The organism is Bacillus sp. J33, assembly GCF_000518885.1.
In the GTDB taxonomy this organism is placed as follows: Bacteria; Bacillota; Bacilli; order Bacillales; family Cytobacillaceae; genus Cytobacillus.
In genome coordinates this window covers 26791-42992 of sequence record NZ_JAEL01000013.1, presented here as the reverse complement: position 1 = coordinate 42992, position 16202 = coordinate 26791, and the positions used below count along the sequence as shown (strand labels likewise).

Here is a 16202-nt window from a genome sequence, read left to right as displayed (position 1 = left end):
GCCTATTTTTCACTACTTTTTTGTTACTTGGCTATTGTCCAAAGACAGCGCCGTCCAGGCTGTTTCATCTGCAAAGAATCTGCTCCAGCTCGCTAGTCCAGCCAACTCATACTTTCTTGCCAGATCAGCACGTTTTTTTAGTGATAACTCGTCTTCAAGCCATATCTTGTAAGTAGTTTTATCTTTTTCAGAATAATATTCTGCGTAATTCTGTCCGCTCAGCTGATCATAAACCGGATTTATTTTATTATCACTAAGCCATTCTTTAACCTTGCTCATTGATAAGGCTTTAGATGAAATCTCTCCTGTATCTTTTTGCTCCCATAACCTGGCATACAATGGGACACCCAATATCAACTTCTCATTGGGCACTACCTTCAGCAGAGCTCTCAAATTTTCCTCCACCCAGGGAAGGCTGGCTACACTTCCTGCTACTTGAGAAGTTCCCCAATGCTCATCGTAAGCCATTACTACCATATAATCTGCTACTTCGGAAAGCTTTTCACGTTCATAAAACGCAGACCAATTCCCGCTCGATGAAATAAATGTTATGTCCATTGAAACAACCAAACCAGCTTCATGAAAATAAGGAGTTGCCTCACGCACAAACTGGGTTATCAGGTGCCCATCCTCCGGATTTACATTTTCTATATCAAGATTAATGCCGTTTAATTTATACAGCTTGCTGAAGTGCAGAAGCTGGCGGATCATCTTCTGCCTTGTTTCAAATGATTGGAAGGCTTCATGGGTCATATTCGGGTCAAATGCATTGGAAAACAAGCCCCATATTTGATAGCCTTGCTGCTGCGCCCATTTTGAAAATTCAATGGAGCCACGATTTTTAATGGACCCATCTTCTTTGGAAAGTTCAAACCAGGTTGGCGAAACCACATTGACTCCAGGCATCTTTGGAATCTGTGAAGTCTTTGGATTGTTTGAATAAACAGCTTCCCAGGTCAGCTGGATTGGTCCTTCCATTTTAGGCACAGGCTTCACCTCTTCCGTATAGCCGGCAGACACTCGGTCTGTTTTCCCTTTTCTTATAAATTCCTTTTTTATGTATCCTGCCGTTCCATCTTCTTTTCTTACTAAATAGTAATCATCTTTAACCTTTTCAATTCTAATTGTTTCTTCAGGAGAAACAGAAGCCGTATAAGGAGACTGCAGGCTCTCATCCATCCGCAGGCGCAGAAATTTTTCATGTGCATTTTTATCAGCCACCTGCCCGTACATTAGTTCCTCCCCGTCCTGCTGAATCCAAACAGCTCCAGAGTCAGGAAGAACTGAATAAGCGATAGGATAATAATCTGCTAAAGGCTCAATCGCCACATATTTCTCTTTCTCCTTTTGTATAAAAATACTAAAAGGTAGCTCCATAGCCTTCCCATTTACATAAAATGCAAGAGATTCAGATGGCATCTGCAAAACTTTATTTTTCGTTGTGATTATTATAGATTGCGATTTTTCGTCAAAAATGATTGTATTATCAATAAACTCTTGCAGAAAAGACAGCGGCAAATAAACGGTTTCTCCTTCTGTAATCGCATTGCCTTGCTGAGAGCCCATAAATAAAATAGGGTGCTCACCTTTAAAATAGGGTGCTTTCTCCTTTGATGCAAAAGGGTAAAGCAGAAAAAACAGACTTGAAAGAATCAGTATAAAAGCAAATAAAAGCCCCGCAAAAATGAATTTTTTTGCGGGGGATTTTTGCTTGATTGTTTCAATAACAGACATGCAGCATCCTCCCTCAAAATCATCGTATCCAAAAGTTCAGAAAATGGGAAGGGATTGTTTCGCTTGCTTCTAATTTTCACTTAATCTCTTACCCTCTTATAAAACGAAAAAAGAATAAGAAAAGTTTCAATATATTAAAGGAATTAACGCAAATTTATTTAATAAGTTGTAAAATGCGTAAACTTCTGCAGTCTATATGTTAGATACTTTAAGGCCGGAAGCATTTCATTCGTTTGATAATGATGGGTATAAACAGCCCCTTTATTTTCCCAAAGCTTAATAAAATACCTGTCAACATCCTGCATAATTTCAGAATGAGACGGGGCAATAATTTTCAAGAATGTTCTCAATTGAATACATTTCTCCCTCAAATGAAAGGCCATTCGGCAAAGGTTTGCTTGTTTGATAATAAATTGTTGCAAATATTATAAGAAGCAGGCTCAAAATGGGGATCCATACCCTTTTTCTTTTTATAAAATCCTGAACCCTTTTCACTGACACTCGCCCTAATATCAGATACCTATATATTGGCCATTTTTGACTACTAAAAACCACTTATGCTTCGAACTGCAAAATAAAAGCGCAGGCTCAACACCTGCGCCTTAGCTTATTTAATTTAATTAATCTACTAGTTTGACAAGCATGTGCGATAGCTTATGCTTTTCTTCTTCAGTGCCTACTTTCCATAGCTCCTGAAGCAGCTTTTCTTCACGATTGCGCGGCTCTTCGCTGGAAGCTAAGTAATCACCGGCTTTTTGGGCTGTATTAGCAAGCTGTTCTTCGCCCATGCCCATCTTTTTGCCCATGGATACCTTGCCGCTTAGGTATTCTTTAAAGTCATCAAAGTTTGAAAGAATTTCTTCTTTCTTTTCGCTTCCCATATTGTTAAGCTTTTGTTCTACGTTTTCTGCTTGTCCATTTGAATGATTCAAATTTTGTTCCATGCTGCATCTCTCCTTTTATTGGTTTGAATGCCGTGACAATAAATATTTACCCTGGAATTTTTTTATCAAACAAAATAGCTGCCGTTTATTTAAAGATTAGTATTTTCATGAATAAAGCGTTCATGTAAATCGGAATTATTACGAGAAAAAACAGGGAGAATGTATTTACAAATGAATTGTTTATAGGTTAGACTATAAATCGTAATAATTACTATTTATAAAACGGTGAGAAGAATGGATTCTTTGCAAATAGTGTTCGAAATCCTAAATTCGAATGGCATTCAGTTAAATGAAAAGCGAAAACATTTAATTATCCTTATGGCAGAACAGAATAAGTTTAACACTGCTCAACAGCTAAAAAGACTAATGCAAACTATTTACCCTGACATCAGTCTGGATATGATATACCGTTTCCTTAATATACTTGAATCCTATAAAATCGTTTATTCTAGGTATCTCAACGGCGAAAAACAATTTTTTATGGTCAATCAATTAAAAAAAGGGTTTGAAACTGCCATTTTCATATGTACGACTTGCAGTCAAGTTCATACCGTTCCTTACTTCCTTCCTAAAATTTTATTTTCTGATAATACGACCATCCATCATAGTTGCTTCGAAATATATGGAACTTGCTGTTTATGCAGTTCAGAAATTTCAAGGGACTAAAAAGAAGGCAGCTTCCTGTATATAAGGATGCTGCCTTTTAGTTAAGTAATGACCAGGTAATACTGTTTTTTATTAGAATGATCATCCTGAATTTCAACTTTTTCGGTATAGTCTATCCATTTATATTTCTGTAATTTCATCTCCAGCTTCTCACTAATTTCATCCTCAATATCATGCATCAGCCTAACTGTTTCATCGATTGTCAAATGAAAGCGGCTTGCAGCCTGATGATGGGGAGAATGTTCCTTTAGAAGGGTTAAAAAATGCTCCTTCGTTTTGGATTGCTGTGCCAACTGATCTTCTAACTTTTCAATAAACTGATATACCCTTTTTCTTTTCTTCGGAAGAGAGGCAACAATACTTCTTGTAAAAACCTCCATCATTTTGTCATTCATGCTAACGCTCCAACCTTCATGCAATTAATGTTATCGTTTGGCATTAAGGAAAAATGATAACTATAAAATTCCTGCAGGTGAAACACCTGTTTACCAACTGGACTTCTTAACACCAGGAATCTGCCCTTTATGTGCAAGTTCACGAAAAGCAATACGTGACATCTTAAACTTTCTCAAATACCCTCGAGGTCTCCCGGTAACCTGACAGCGGTTATGGAGCCTGCTTGGTGCAGAATCGCGGGGCAGCTTACTCAAGCCTTCATAATCCCCTTTTTCTTTCAATTCTTTTCTTCTTTCAGCATATTGTTTAACTAGTTTTTGTCTTTTAAGCTCTTTAGCCACTTTTGATTTTTTTGCCATCAACTAAACCTCCTAAATCCAAATCATTACGTTTTAAATTCAATAAATAGACCCTTCCCATTTCGTTACAAGTCCCACAGGTTAACTAAAAACATTACTCAAAATTTAAATCGGAAATCAAATTTTACCTTTTTCCTTTAATTTATATTTTTGCAGGAAGCGATCCACTCTTCCGCCCTTGTCTGTGAACTTCTGTTTTCCTGTGTAAAAGGGATGAGTATCAGAACTAACTTCTACCTTTATTAAGGGATAAGTATGTCCATCTTCCCATTCGATTGTTTCATTTGATTTTTTTGTAGAGCCTGTTAAAAACTTATACCCGCTGTTCAGATCCATAAATACAACTTTATGATAGTCTGGATGAATATTCGGTTTCATGGTATCACCTCAAATAATTATTATTAAATAGATGATAATCGAAATCATTACGTTTTGCAAGTGGTAAAGTTTTATTTTTCTGGTCTAATATCATTGCTAGTCACCTAAAACAAAAAATAGATCGAAATTATTATGATTAAAGAACATTCTGATAATCCGCTAGGTTCTAAACAGTTTACTTGTATAAAATTTATCATTTCTACTTTTTTAAAACGTCATGGTGTAGATTCTAATTTACATGGTACAATATAGTAACGAAGAAAGTATGAAGGAGAGTTTTCATGATTTATGGCATTATAATCATTCTAGCTTATTTGCTTGGTTCCATCCCTTCCGGTTTAATTGTCGGAAAAGCATTTTATGGAGTGGATATCCGTGAGCACGGGAGCGGAAATTTAGGGGGAACCAATACTTTTCGGACACTCGGTGTAAAAGCAGGGATGGCCGTAACAATTGCAGACATTCTGAAAGGTACGCTTGCTGCTGCCCTCCCTTTTTTCTTTGGATCGGACATGCACATGTTATTGGCTGGTGTTTTTGCCGTTGTTGGGCATATGTATCCACTGTTCGCGGGGTTTCGCGGCGGTAAAGCAGTTGCAACATCAGGGGGCGTGCTCTTGGCCGATGAACCTCTTATGTTTCTTATTATATTGGGTGTTTTCTTTTTAAGCTTGTACATAACGAAGTATGTATCTTTATCTTCCATTTTGGCTGCATTAGCTGCAATTATTTATGCCCTGATTATTTGGGATATTCCTCTGATAATTGTTGTTTCCATACTTGGCTTCTTTGTTATTTATCGCCATAGAGCCAATATCAAACGGATTAAAGACAAGACCGAGCCAAAGATTAAATGGCTTGGCTAAATCAATACTGCCACATATAAAGCAGCAGAATCTCTCTGCTGCTTTTGCTATTCCACTCGTGTAATGCCAAAGTCGAAAGGTCGATATGTTTAGGCCAGCATCAATTCTTGCCCTTCTTTCTCCCTGCTTCCCTCGCCCATGCTTGACGGTTCCGATCCTTTATATGTAAAGGGCTATTGGCTATAACTCTCTAATAAGCTTATGGTTGGAATTGAAAATAACTTTTACAATTTGGAATAGATTGACGAGTGATCCTCCCCTCGTCTTATGGAAATCCATTTTTCGTTAATTTTATCACTTTGAACTAGAAGATATTGTTTTAGCATATCATCTGTTTCCATTCTATTTTCTCTTCAAAGCCGTTTCATTTTGTTGATTTTTAGTTTCCAAAAATATCATACTATTCATATAAGACCTATTCCTTCTTTTTATATGTCATGAAGTTAGCAATGTGTTGATGGAGCAGAAGGCATGAGACTCATGCGGGGAGAAGCATGTCAGAGGAGACCTCACGACGTTCGCGCCGAGGAGTGATAGAACAATTCCGATACAAAAATAAACATAATCTGATATCTTTCGCCATACATTAGTTTAGGGCTGATAAATCACTTTTTACTTACACAAAAAGATAGTCATAAACTAAAAAATGGTCTCAGCCGAAACTTTAAAGTTAGGATGGTTATTATATGCACTTTACAAAAAGCCTAATAGAAAAATTGCCTTTTCCCTATTTTTTCATTAATAGTGATTATCAAATTCTATCTTCATCTTCAGAAAATAGCTGCAAACTGGCAGGTCAATTATTTACCGATTTATTGCCATGCGAAGAAGTAAGCGGCTTTAAGACCCTATTAACCGGAGACGGGAATTCAGTATTTAAATTAAAAAATGAAAATAGGTATTTACCCTATCGGATTTATCCAGTAGAGGATGAAGAAAGCCGTTTTCATTTATTCTGCTTTCCCCTATTAATCGATAACCTGGAATTTAAGAATATAGCTGACCGTGTCGAAAAAAAACTGCTTCAATTCAATCTGGAACTTCTGGAAAAAAAGAAGTACTTTGAAAAAACCGCAAGAGAGATTCATGAATCTTCACTTGCTTCGGACTATATGGCCAACGTCGGACAGCTTGCTGCTGGCATTGCACATGAAATACGGAATCCATTGACAACAGTTAAAGGTTTTATCCAGCTCTTAAAGCCCTACTTACATGATATCGGAAAAGAACAATATGCAGAAATTGCTTTGGAAGAAATCAATAGGGCCAACGATATAATCTACGAGTTTTTAAATGCCGCTAAACCGCAGGAAAATAAGAAAACAGCCATATCGTTAAATAAACTAATTAAAGAAATGACGATCTTATTTGAAAGCGAAGCCCATCTCCAAAATATTAATCTCTCAATCCAGACTTCTGATGCACATCCAGCGGTTTATGGCGATAGCAAACAGATTAAACAGGTTTTGGTAAATATTTTAAAAAACGCGCTGGAAGCCCTGCAAAATGGGAAAATCCCTGATGGCAGAATTCTTATTGCAGCTGAAACCAATGGGAAAAAAGCCTGTATTACGGTAGAGGATAACGGCCCGGGAATGACACAAAAGACTATTGACCAATTATTTGTCCCTTTTTATACAACTAAAAAGAACGGAACAGGCATTGGATTGTCAATTTGCAAGAAAATAATAGAAGAACATGGCGGCAGCATTATCATTTGTTCTCATCCTGGTGAAGGAACAATATTTAAAATTGAACTTCCGCTTTACTTAAACACATAATGTTTTGTCGTTAAATTGTCATAAAATAAAGAAAATTTAATCCCGTTAAATAGTAAACTATAAGTAGATTGAGATATGTTTAGCGAAGGTGGTTTTTATGAAAGATAGTGAAATGATAAAAGAGCAAAGTTATATCTTTACCACTTCTGTTATTGGCGGATCTTCTGAGGAAGATTTTTTAGTTGAGCTATTTAAGTTTTCTCCAGAATGTCCAGAAATGGACTGTAATGGACAGCCATTCAAAGTGCTAAAAGGTTTTGATGAATTGATTAATTTTATTGAAGAAATGGACATTCATTAAAAAAAGCGCTGCCAGCCGGCATCGCTTTTTTGTTCCAAGACGCTAAATTTAAATTTTCAAAAGCTGAAATCGGCCTCTGCCAAAGGCATCTTCAACATAATCTAGTTTTGTGTTTTCAAAATAAGCATGAATCATTACATCCACTCCTTCTATCTCCATTCCTTTATCTTCACATAATGGCTGCTCTCCCAGAGACAGCTTTAATTGCGGGCTGCCTCAACCACTACCTACCTATTGCAAACCGGATTAACAATTTATCAGCAGGTCCCGTTTCTCTTCCTTTCAATGGCTATGGAAACAACCTTAATTATACATTTCCAGTTATCTTACACATTCCATCCACCTCTAAATAAATCTCCCTTTGATTTTATCCTTTATTTGGTAAAAGAAACGACAAACTTCACCATTAAAATAACATAATTGTAGAAATTTAATGAAAAATGAATAAATTTATATTATATTAAATTTAAGATTATTTTTATAAATTTTGAGGTTAAGGAGATTGCACTTATGGATAAGAAAAAAACACTTTTGATTTCCACTATGGTTTGCACAGGACTCGTATTGCTATCATCCTTGCTTTTATTTAAAATGCATACTGAAAATAAAGCTGCAGCTGCCGTTAAAAAGCCTGCCCAATTACATTTTCAAGCCAGGCAATCTGAAATGGGAAACAAAGGGCTTAAGACACAGGCTACTCTTGGTGCAATTGGTGACATTCTCATTCATGACTTTGTATATAATGATGCCAAAACACAAACTGGCTATGACTTCAAACCAATGTTCGAGCATATAAAACCAATCCTTGGTGAACCTGACCTTCTTCTTGCAAACCAAGAAACCATTTTAGGCGGTGAGGCAATAGGCATTTCCAGTTATCCAATGTTCAATAGTCCTCAAGAGGTAGGAGATGCACTAATTGAATCAGGGATTGACATTGTTTCAACAGCAAATAACCATTCACTGGATAAGGGTGAAAAAGGCCTTAAAGCGTCCCTTGATTATATGGATCAAATCGGGCTGCCCCATGTAGGTACAAGCAGATCCCCAAGCGAGGACCGAACATTAAAAATTATGAATAAAAATGGAATTAAAGTTGCTTACCTTTCTTACACATATGGCACAAATGGCATCCCTGTTCCAAAAGGGAAAGACTATCTTGTTAATTTAATTGATAAATCATTAATGAAAAAAGAGATACACCGGGCCAAAGATGCTGCTGATATTGTCGTCATGAGCCTTCATTGGGGAAATGAGTATCAGCTTCATCCTACCGATGACCAAAAAGATCTTGCAAACTACCTTGTGAATGAAGGGGTTGATATAATATTTGGCCATCATCCCCATGTACTCCAGCCAATGGAATGGATTAATGCCAACGACGGGAGAAAATCCCTTGTTGTGTACTCGCTTGGCAATTTCCTATCCGGACAAATAAGTGACTATAAGGATATCGGCGGCCTGGCAACTGTAAATGTCACCAAATATATGAATGAAAACGAAGTTAAAATTGAACTTTCCAATCCTGATTTCTTTCCAACCTATGTAAGCAACAAACAGCGGAAAAATTATCGAATTATACCTTTAAAAGAAGCCGGAAAATTTGGATTGAAAAATGCTGATTCAAAATATAATGAAATTCAGAAGCATATGCTCGGAAATCTTCACTAAGCGCCGTAATAAGGCGCCTTTTTTATGTAACAAAATGGTAAAATAAACAAAGGCACACATGTGAGGGGGATGTTAATGGTTTTTATAGACAAAATGAGGCAGCACCTTCCTTTAATACAGCTGGTTATCTTTTTATCTGTCCTTCTGCTTTTTCAGTTAAAACTCTATACTTTCGCTTTTCTCATTGCTTTTGCACTAATTCTTTATTTAGTTTGCACATCACAGCAAGACCGTGTTTTCGCCTGGTGTATTCCCGCTTATTTAATAGGCAGTCTTTTGCTAATGTATGGTGACAGGCTGATGGATGAAGTTCCTTTTCAGCCATTCATTTTAACGATCCTTAACCGTTTCTTGCTGATCATCCCCATTCTGCTTCTTTTTTATGTATCAAAGAAATTCAATAATACAGCAAATCAATATTGGCAAAAGCCTGACTGGAATGCCCGCATTTATTTCCCCTTTATATGGAGAGGCTTTCATTCTCTGTCGGCTAAACAGTTTTTATTGGCAGCTTTACTTTTAAATTTCCTGTTTATGTCTCCGAACATTTTTTCGGTAAAAATTCCTTTTCAGATTAATTTCTTTGTATTCCTTATTGGCTTTTCGCTCGTAAATGGCATATTTGAGGAACTATTATGGAGAGGCATACTATTATCAAGGATGACAGATCTGGCAGGTGAAAGGGCTTCTGTCATTTTCTCAGGAATTTCATTTGGATTTTCCCATTTAATGCTTGGCTACTCCTTTGCTGCATGTCTTCTATTTGCCTTGGGCGGGATTTATTATGGAGCCTTGACAGTCAAAACGGGCAGCATTTTGCCAGCTGTAATATGGCATTTTGCCTTAAATACTTTAATGATCCTAAGCGGAATCATCCCCTATATAAACTAAAAAGACTATTTGCAATCTAATGCAAATAGCCTTTTTTGAATTTAATGTGCCCCTCCGAAAATAAGACCCTGCAGGAAAATCATCCCTATAGACAATAAAACCAATACTGCCATTAACGGAGCAAATAAATTTCTGCTTTTATGAAAAACGGAAACAAGGACAAAATACAAAAGTGCAGAACCCGCTACAAAAATTCCTGCTTCTGTTAGTTTTTTTCCGCCGCTCGTCTGGATAAACATTTGCAGCGCAATCCCTGCAAATAAAATAGCACCTAGAATATTAAAAAGCCGATATGATGTCATCATGTCACCTCATTTAAATATTTAATCATTCATTTAAAAAGTATTTCAAGTGGTGCGAATTGAATCATTCGCACAAATATGGAAACTGGCCTATAATATTACTATCACCCAAGAGGAGGAGTTTCAAAATGAAAATACATATTAACGATCAGGCTGCCGCCTGGTATCAGGAAGAAATGCTTTTAAGCAAGGGTGACTATGTACGCTTTTTCGCAAGATACGGTGGCTGCAGCACAGTCCAGCAGGGATTTTCCTTAGGCGTCTCTAATGAACAGCCGCATAATGCAGGTGTTCAAACCGAAAAAAATGGGATCGTTTATTTCATAGAAGAAAAGGACCTTTGGTATTTCGATAATCATGATCTTTTTGTTGAATTCAATGAAAAAGCGCAGGAGCCTGTCTTTAAATACGAAAGCTAAGAAGGGAAGCAGACTTTATCTGCTTCTCATTTTGTTTTTTCGAGAAGTTTTTAACCGGTCAGGTTTAAATGCATTCGCAATATTTTTCCTTCCTATCTGCTGCTTTTTTTCTCCAAACTGATTTTTCCATACCATGTCCTGATCATTAATTCGCGTCTCCCTGAAGTTTTTTTAACTGATCCAATAACTGTTCCTTTTTCAAAATTTCAGCTTGTCTGTCTCCAATTAAATCAAAATGTGAGTAGCCATCGTTTCTATAGTCAATCCACTCTGGTTTAAGCCCATGCTTCTTTCCCCAGGCGATCAATTTATCCATATCAGAACAGCCGACCTTTGTAACTGTTTTGCAGCCAGGGAAACGTTCATCAATCCAATAATGAGTCAGGAAAGCGATTTCACCCTGATCTATTTTCTTTTTCCATTCTCGGAGATCTTTTTTGCTAAGGCCGAAAGCCATTTATTCTCCATCCCTTTCTAGCACGCAACACCATTTTTAGCTAATAGCTTCTTCTGGCTGCTTTTTAGCTTTTTCATATGCTTCATGCCAGTCAGGATACTTCTTTTTAATTGATATTGGCCGGAAAGAATCCTGTTTGACACAAACATGCTTAGAGGTGCCTGTTACAGCTAGATCTCCATCATTATTATAAATTTCGTACCCATAGCTGACACGGAACCCGTCATATTCTTCAATCCATGTTTTAATCGTTGCAGTTTGACCATAACGAAGCGGCTTCTTGTAGGATGCCTGAATATCCAGGACAGGAGATATGATTCCATCCTTTTCCATTTCAGCATAGCTAAACCCTAAATCTTTAATGATTTGAGTCCGGCCCAGCTCCATCCAAACAAGATAATTTGCATGATAAACGACACCCATTTGATCTGTTTCTGCATATCTGACTTCCACTTCTTTTGTTGATATTAACATGGTTATTCCCCTTTTCTCATCTTTTGTAAAGCTATTTCGAAGTCTTCTCTTTCTAATATGCTTACCTGTTCACTGTCCTCCGTGCAGCTCATTTCCGAAATTAACCTCATTGCCTGAGCTTGGATCGCTTCATCAGCCAGGTTAGCAGCAAACCGGCCGTTTCCATTAACATCCATTTCAGATAATGTGCTCAACAGATATTCCTTTGCCTTTTCAGTCACCTTGTATTCGTATTGGCCAGCGTAAGAAACGATGATTTCCAGAAGCTCATCAGTTGAATAGTCAATAAAATGAAAGAACTTTTTAAATCTGGATTTTAACCCTGGATTGCTGTTAAGGAGCTTTTCCATTTCATTTGGGTAACCGGCTAATACCACGACTAGGTTCTCATTATGTTTTGTCATTTCATCCACTAATGTATCAATGACTTCCTTCCCAAAATCTCCAGAGGTTTGGGATAACAGTGAGTAGGCTTCATCGATAAATAGGACACCGCCTAAAGCTTCTCTAATCTTTTTCTTTGTTTTGATTGCCGTTTGGCCGACATAGCCTGCTACAAAATCCGCACGGCTTGCAACCATTAGATGACCTCTTTTTAGAAAACCGCAATCCTTCAGCAATTCAGCATAGATTTTGGCTACAGTTGTTTTGCCAGTGCCCGGATTGCCGGTAAATACGGAATGCAGCTGGATTGGTACAACAGGAAGCTCCTTTTCTCGGCGTATTTGCTGTATTTTTACAAAGGAGACCAGATTTTTAACTTCCGCTTTGACTGTTTCTAGGCCGATTAACCGATCAAGCTGTTCTTGGGGGTCCATTTGTTTAACTTCTTCTTCACTTTCAAAATCTTCTTTTTCTAAAAGTGTATACGCCATGACGTTTTGATCGGACTTTGATTGGGAGCCTTTTTTGAAAATCGCATCTAAAACAATATTTCTGACAGTCCTTGCATTCCCAAATGTGTCATCTACTCTTTCCTTTTCAATACGTTTGCCAAGCTCCTGCTTTGCACCTTCTGTAAGGACATAGTCATTATCTCCTGCAAGCTTTTCAGCAATCTGGAGGAGTTCCTCATTTGAATAATCAGGTAGAGCAATAAAGTTTGATTCCGGAAAACGGCTGCGAAGGCCAGGATTGCTATCGAGAAACTGTCTCATTTCTTCTGGATAACCAGCCATAATCACTGCAAACTTGCCTCCATACTCTGTTCCAGTCATTAGAGATACAAGTGTATCGATCGCAGTTTGCCCATAATCACTTCCAGTTTGGCCTTCTCGTTTTAGGCTATATGCTTCATCGATAAACAAAACTCCTCCAATTGCTTTTTCAACTGCGGCTCTGACATTTTCTTCTGTCTGGCCAACAAAACCGCCTACTAGCTGGGAACGGTCAGCCTCAATAACTTCTTCCCGAGGCAATACGCCGAGGCTATGATAAATTTTAGCAAGAAGCCTGGCGATTGTTGTCTTTCCAGTGCCAGGGTTGCCTGTCAGAATCATATTAAGGCTAAGTTCATCCTTTGTTTGAAATCCTAATGATTTACGTTCATTTTGATATTTTAAAAACCGGTAAAAATCATGAACTCTGCTTTTAACCGTCTTTAAACCAACCATTTCATTCAACTCATCCAGCGGATTCTTTTCAGGATCATCTTTATCTTTATTTATCTCAAAAACTTCTTGCCATTCTTCCTTTAGTCCAGTAATGATATTTAAGTGCTTTTTCATATCTGTATAATAAGTAGATGTATGAAAAACACCCGAAATGGATTGTTCATACTCTTCTGAAGCCTTTAAAAGCAATGCTGTTTCTTCAATTGCCTTATTTAGTATTTCTGCAAGTTTCTGGTATTCAGGATCATCATAAGCTTTATTTTTCTTTTGAAGATCCTCTATTTCATCATCTGCCTTATGAATGAAACTGCGGCAGATTTCAATAAATTGTTCAGCGGTTTTCTTTTTCGCTGCCCTGTTATCCGTTTCTCTGATCGGCGGGAATGTAAGTGAATCCAATATATTTACTTTATTTTTCCACTCCGATTTCCCTAATTGGGCTGCCGCTTTCATATTTTCCGGATCGAGCTCGACGGCTTTTTGCAGCCAAGCAGTTCCAAGATTATCTCCATTAAATTTATTGCACCTTGATAGAGCTGCTAAAGTCAATAATTCAGAAAGGAGCTTTGGTTCGTGCTGTTCATTTAAATTTTTGATAAAATATAGCATTTCTGCTTCGTTCTGTATGTAACCCTTATTCTCAAGTTCATTTTTCCATTCGTGAACCTGATTATCGGTTGGTTTATCGTGCCTAATCTGTTGTTCCACTTTTCATCACTTCTTCTCTTAGTTTCCACAACTTATCTTATCATATTTCGTCCATATTCAATAAGGAAGCGCTCTTTGGATCACTATTTTCCATAGGAAAAGACCTGATCGCAACGGATCAGGTCTTTTCGGACTTTTTTATTGATAATTGTCTTCGTTTTTGTTCCCGTTTTGCTGTGCCTGATATTCATCTTTTATTTCCTGACGGAAAGATGCAATACTTTCGCGGCGCCGCTCATTTTTGGCTTCGATTCTGGCAAGATCCTCGGCATTTGCAAACTTCATTGATTCTTCCGCTTCATCCATGTTTTCAATGGTATGGACGATCATAGATTGAAGCTTTTCAACATTATCGCTGCGGTCATCAGGATTCGGTTTGTTATGTGCCATAGTAGGTTCCTCCCTTAAATGAGTGATGGTACAGAATTAGTATGTGAAAGAGAAGAGAAATTATCTGCGGAAAAGTGTGGGTATCCCCAAGAAGTCCAAAGGCATTTTTACAAAAATAAAACCTGCCGCGTACTGCGACAGGAAGAAATCCTATTATTCACCTTTTGTTTGTATAACTTGCGGATGCTTGCCTGATGTATCCTGCATTTTCTTCCCTTTATTGCCTCCAAAGCCTCTGGATTGAGTCCCAATATGGTTTGGGGCAAAGTGTTCACGATTCTTTTTGGGGTTGCCCATCGTAATCCCTCCTCTTTTTAAGTATGGTTCTTTGAAGAGGTTTTCATGAATGGGAAGTAATGCTATTCTGCCTTATTAAGATGTTTTTTCTCAAGGCGTTCTTCAATTTTTTCCATCGCATCTTGATCTCTTAGAAGCAAGCGTTTATTTTCTAATACTAATTCAGCAAAGGAGCGTTTTCTTGGTTTTCTCATTGTACATTCACCTTCCTTTAATAACATTGTAACAGTCATTATGTCCAGAAACCGTTTAAATTATTACAACTTTTTGAAAATTTAATCCGCCAATTCATCATACGTGAAAAAAGTTCAAATGTTTCAAATTGCCTATTTATTTTGCGAATATATTTTAAAAATTGTTAAAGGTGCATGTCTTTGCTTAAAATGCTTTCCTTATTTTTAATCAAACTTATACATAACTCTATAAATAATTCCTCTTTCATATTAAAAAGCATCTGCAGTCTCCAGCAGATGCTCCACATTACATTTCATCTATATACTGTCTCATTGTTTCTAATGTCATCGCACTTAAATATTTATTCCTGATAATTCCCTTTTCATCAATAAAAAAAGTAGTGGGAATGGTTAAAATTTGATAAGCATTAACTGCTTTTTCATCTTCATCAAGCAGGATCGGAAAGTTGACTCGCATTTCTTTTGCAAATCCGGCTACATCATACTGAGGGTCAATATTGACTGCCAGGATGGCTACTTCATTGCCTCTTTCTGTATAAAACTTTTGAATGGCCGGCATCTCGGCCTTGCAGGGCGGGCACCATGTTGCCCAAAAGTTCAGCATCACTTTTTTTCCTTTATAATCGGAGAGCTTTACTGTTTCCCCTTGCAGATTCTTCAATTCAAAATCTGGAGCTTTTAAGCCTATCCCCAATCCAGTTTGATTAGCAGGTTCTGACTGGGGCTCCTCTTTCTCAACGGCCTGAACAATAACTGCAGTGATTAATACAAACAATGCCGCTGCTGCAACAATCATTTTCTTGAACATGCTGACAGTCCCTCCAGCTTTACAAGGCATAACAGCCTTTTGCTTTATTGTTTGTATTGTAACCTAAAATAGCAAAATAAATAAGGTTCTGAACAGCCAAAAAGCGAGCATAAATGTGACAGTTCCGTAAACAATTCCGCTTAGCCAGTTTTGCAATGAATCATTATACTTTTTTATTCTCCAGCCTAAATATCCAATAGCCAGAATAACCCCTAAAATAATGCCTTTCGTTCCCCCTGAAAAATACAATATCCCAATAGGATTGGTGATTACATTTTCCGTCTGGAAAAATATAGAACTAAATTTATAGGAAAACAAACCGATTATAACAGCATTCAAACTGTCGTTTAAAAAGCCCCTGCAAAATTCCTGGTTATTTTTGAATGCCAGCTTTACCGCCAAATAGGATATAAAACCCGCAAGCAAAAGAAGAATCCATTCATACTTAATTAATAAAGGCCCGAACATAAAAGCACCCAATGTTCTCCCTCCAATAACACTATACAGCTAAGATCCCTTTTCCCGTATGTTTTGTAAAATAAAAAACCGCTAT

22 protein-coding genes are annotated in these 16202 nt (G+C 37.3%); 7 read left to right on the top strand and 15 right to left on the bottom strand.

Annotation, left to right across the window (positions count from 1 at the left end; all coding sequences use genetic code 11):
* Positions 1-12 precede the first annotated feature (12 nt).
* From L634_RS0106040 to L634_RS0106030, 3 genes are all read right to left on the bottom strand, one after another.
* Positions 13-1734 carry a glycosyl hydrolase family 18 protein gene (locus L634_RS0106040; RefSeq protein ID WP_026581671.1) on the bottom strand — a complete coding sequence of 574 codons (1722 nt, stop codon included), beginning with the start codon at positions 1732-1734 and terminating at the stop codon, positions 13-15.
* A 158-nt stretch (positions 1735-1892) separates the two neighbouring features.
* On the bottom strand, positions 1893-2084 hold the full coding sequence (locus tag L634_RS0106035; RefSeq protein ID WP_026581670.1) for a hypothetical protein: 192 nt from the start codon (positions 2082-2084) through the stop codon (positions 1893-1895).
* Positions 2085-2354: 270 nt separating this feature from the next.
* Positions 2355-2678 (bottom strand): DUF3243 domain-containing protein, encoded by a 324-nt coding sequence (locus L634_RS0106030; protein ID WP_034262090.1) that lies wholly within the window; start codon positions 2676-2678, stop codon positions 2355-2357.
* A gap of 234 nt (positions 2679-2912) precedes the next feature.
* Between L634_RS0106030 and L634_RS34880 the strand changes: the two genes are divergently transcribed.
* On the top strand, positions 2913-3344 hold the full coding sequence (locus L634_RS34880) for a transcriptional repressor (RefSeq protein WP_026581668.1): 432 nt from the start codon (positions 2913-2915) through the stop codon (positions 3342-3344).
* Positions 3345-3385: 41 nt separating this feature from the next.
* On the opposite strand, the gene L634_RS0106020 is transcribed toward L634_RS34880, so the two are convergent.
* From L634_RS0106020 to L634_RS0106010, 3 genes are all read right to left on the bottom strand, one after another.
* On the bottom strand, positions 3386-3739 hold the full coding sequence (locus tag L634_RS0106020) for a hypothetical protein (protein WP_026581667.1): 354 nt from the start codon (positions 3737-3739) through the stop codon (positions 3386-3388).
* Between the two features lie 90 nt (positions 3740-3829).
* Positions 3830-4099 carry a 30S ribosomal protein S14 gene (rpsN, locus tag L634_RS0106015; protein ID WP_026581666.1) on the bottom strand — a complete coding sequence of 90 codons (270 nt, stop codon included), beginning with the start codon at positions 4097-4099 and terminating at the stop codon, positions 3830-3832.
* Positions 4100-4216: 117 nt separating this feature from the next.
* A complete protein-coding gene (locus L634_RS0106010; RefSeq protein ID WP_026581665.1) occupies positions 4217-4477 on the bottom strand; it encodes a type B 50S ribosomal protein L31 in 261 nt (86 codons plus the stop codon).
* A 281-nt stretch (positions 4478-4758) separates the two neighbouring features.
* Between L634_RS0106010 and plsY the strand changes: the two genes are divergently transcribed.
* The 5 genes from plsY (at position 4759) to L634_RS0105975 (ending at position 9987) form a co-directional block, all read left to right on the top strand.
* Positions 4759-5343: a glycerol-3-phosphate 1-O-acyltransferase PlsY gene (plsY, locus tag L634_RS0106005; RefSeq protein ID WP_026581664.1), complete on the top strand. Its 585-nt coding sequence runs from the start codon at positions 4759-4761 to the stop codon at positions 5341-5343.
* Positions 5344-6029: 686 nt separating this feature from the next.
* Complete coding sequence (locus L634_RS0105995; protein WP_026581663.1) at positions 6030-7124, top strand: ATP-binding protein; 1095 nt, start codon at positions 6030-6032, stop codon at positions 7122-7124.
* 97 nt (positions 7125-7221) lie between these two features.
* On the top strand, positions 7222-7425 hold the full coding sequence (locus tag L634_RS0105990; protein ID WP_026581662.1) for a hypothetical protein: 204 nt from the start codon (positions 7222-7224) through the stop codon (positions 7423-7425).
* A gap of 510 nt (positions 7426-7935) precedes the next feature.
* Positions 7936-9096: a CapA family protein gene (locus tag L634_RS0105980; protein WP_026581661.1), complete on the top strand. Its 1161-nt coding sequence runs from the start codon at positions 7936-7938 to the stop codon at positions 9094-9096.
* 75 nt (positions 9097-9171) lie between these two features.
* Complete coding sequence (locus L634_RS0105975; RefSeq protein ID WP_026581660.1) at positions 9172-9987, top strand: CPBP family intramembrane glutamic endopeptidase; 816 nt, start codon at positions 9172-9174, stop codon at positions 9985-9987.
* A gap of 41 nt (positions 9988-10028) precedes the next feature.
* Here L634_RS0105975 and L634_RS0105970 read toward each other — a convergent pair whose 3' ends face one another.
* Complete coding sequence (locus tag L634_RS0105970; protein WP_232233713.1) at positions 10029-10292, bottom strand: hypothetical protein; 264 nt, start codon at positions 10290-10292, stop codon at positions 10029-10031.
* Positions 10293-10417: 125 nt separating this feature from the next.
* On the opposite strand from L634_RS0105970, the gene L634_RS0105965 reads away from it, so the two are divergent.
* Positions 10418-10708 (top strand): HesB/YadR/YfhF family protein, encoded by a 291-nt coding sequence (locus L634_RS0105965; protein WP_026581658.1) that lies wholly within the window; start codon positions 10418-10420, stop codon positions 10706-10708.
* Between the two features lie 145 nt (positions 10709-10853).
* Here L634_RS0105965 and L634_RS0105955 read toward each other — a convergent pair whose 3' ends face one another.
* The 8 genes from L634_RS0105955 to L634_RS0105915 all read right to left on the bottom strand — a co-directional run bounded on the left by L634_RS0105955 (position 10854) and on the right by L634_RS0105915 (position 16129).
* On the bottom strand, positions 10854-11165 hold the full coding sequence (locus L634_RS0105955; protein WP_026581657.1) for a hypothetical protein: 312 nt from the start codon (positions 11163-11165) through the stop codon (positions 10854-10856).
* A gap of 36 nt (positions 11166-11201) precedes the next feature.
* The gene (locus L634_RS0105950) at positions 11202-11639 is read right to left on the bottom strand and encodes an acyl-CoA thioesterase (RefSeq protein ID WP_026581656.1); all 438 of its coding nucleotides are present in this window, start codon (positions 11637-11639) and stop codon (positions 11202-11204) included.
* A 2-nt stretch (positions 11640-11641) separates the two neighbouring features.
* Positions 11642-13960 (bottom strand): AAA family ATPase, encoded by a 2319-nt coding sequence (locus tag L634_RS0105945; RefSeq protein ID WP_026581655.1) that lies wholly within the window; start codon positions 13958-13960, stop codon positions 11642-11644.
* 138 nt (positions 13961-14098) lie between these two features.
* Positions 14099-14350 carry a small acid-soluble spore protein Tlp gene (gene tlp / locus L634_RS0105940; protein ID WP_026581654.1) on the bottom strand — a complete coding sequence of 84 codons (252 nt, stop codon included), beginning with the start codon at positions 14348-14350 and terminating at the stop codon, positions 14099-14101.
* 153 nt (positions 14351-14503) lie between these two features.
* Complete coding sequence (locus L634_RS0105935) at positions 14504-14647, bottom strand: acid-soluble spore protein N (RefSeq protein ID WP_026581653.1); 144 nt, start codon at positions 14645-14647, stop codon at positions 14504-14506.
* A 62-nt stretch (positions 14648-14709) separates the two neighbouring features.
* A complete protein-coding gene (locus L634_RS0105930) occupies positions 14710-14841 on the bottom strand; it encodes an FbpB family small basic protein (RefSeq protein ID WP_026581652.1) in 132 nt (43 codons plus the stop codon).
* Positions 14842-15127: 286 nt separating this feature from the next.
* On the bottom strand, positions 15128-15649 hold the full coding sequence (locus L634_RS0105920; protein ID WP_026581651.1) for a peroxiredoxin family protein: 522 nt from the start codon (positions 15647-15649) through the stop codon (positions 15128-15130).
* A 63-nt stretch (positions 15650-15712) separates the two neighbouring features.
* The gene (locus tag L634_RS0105915) at positions 15713-16129 is read right to left on the bottom strand and encodes a hypothetical protein (RefSeq protein ID WP_034262086.1); all 417 of its coding nucleotides are present in this window, start codon (positions 16127-16129) and stop codon (positions 15713-15715) included.
* Positions 16130-16202 lie beyond the last annotated feature (73 nt).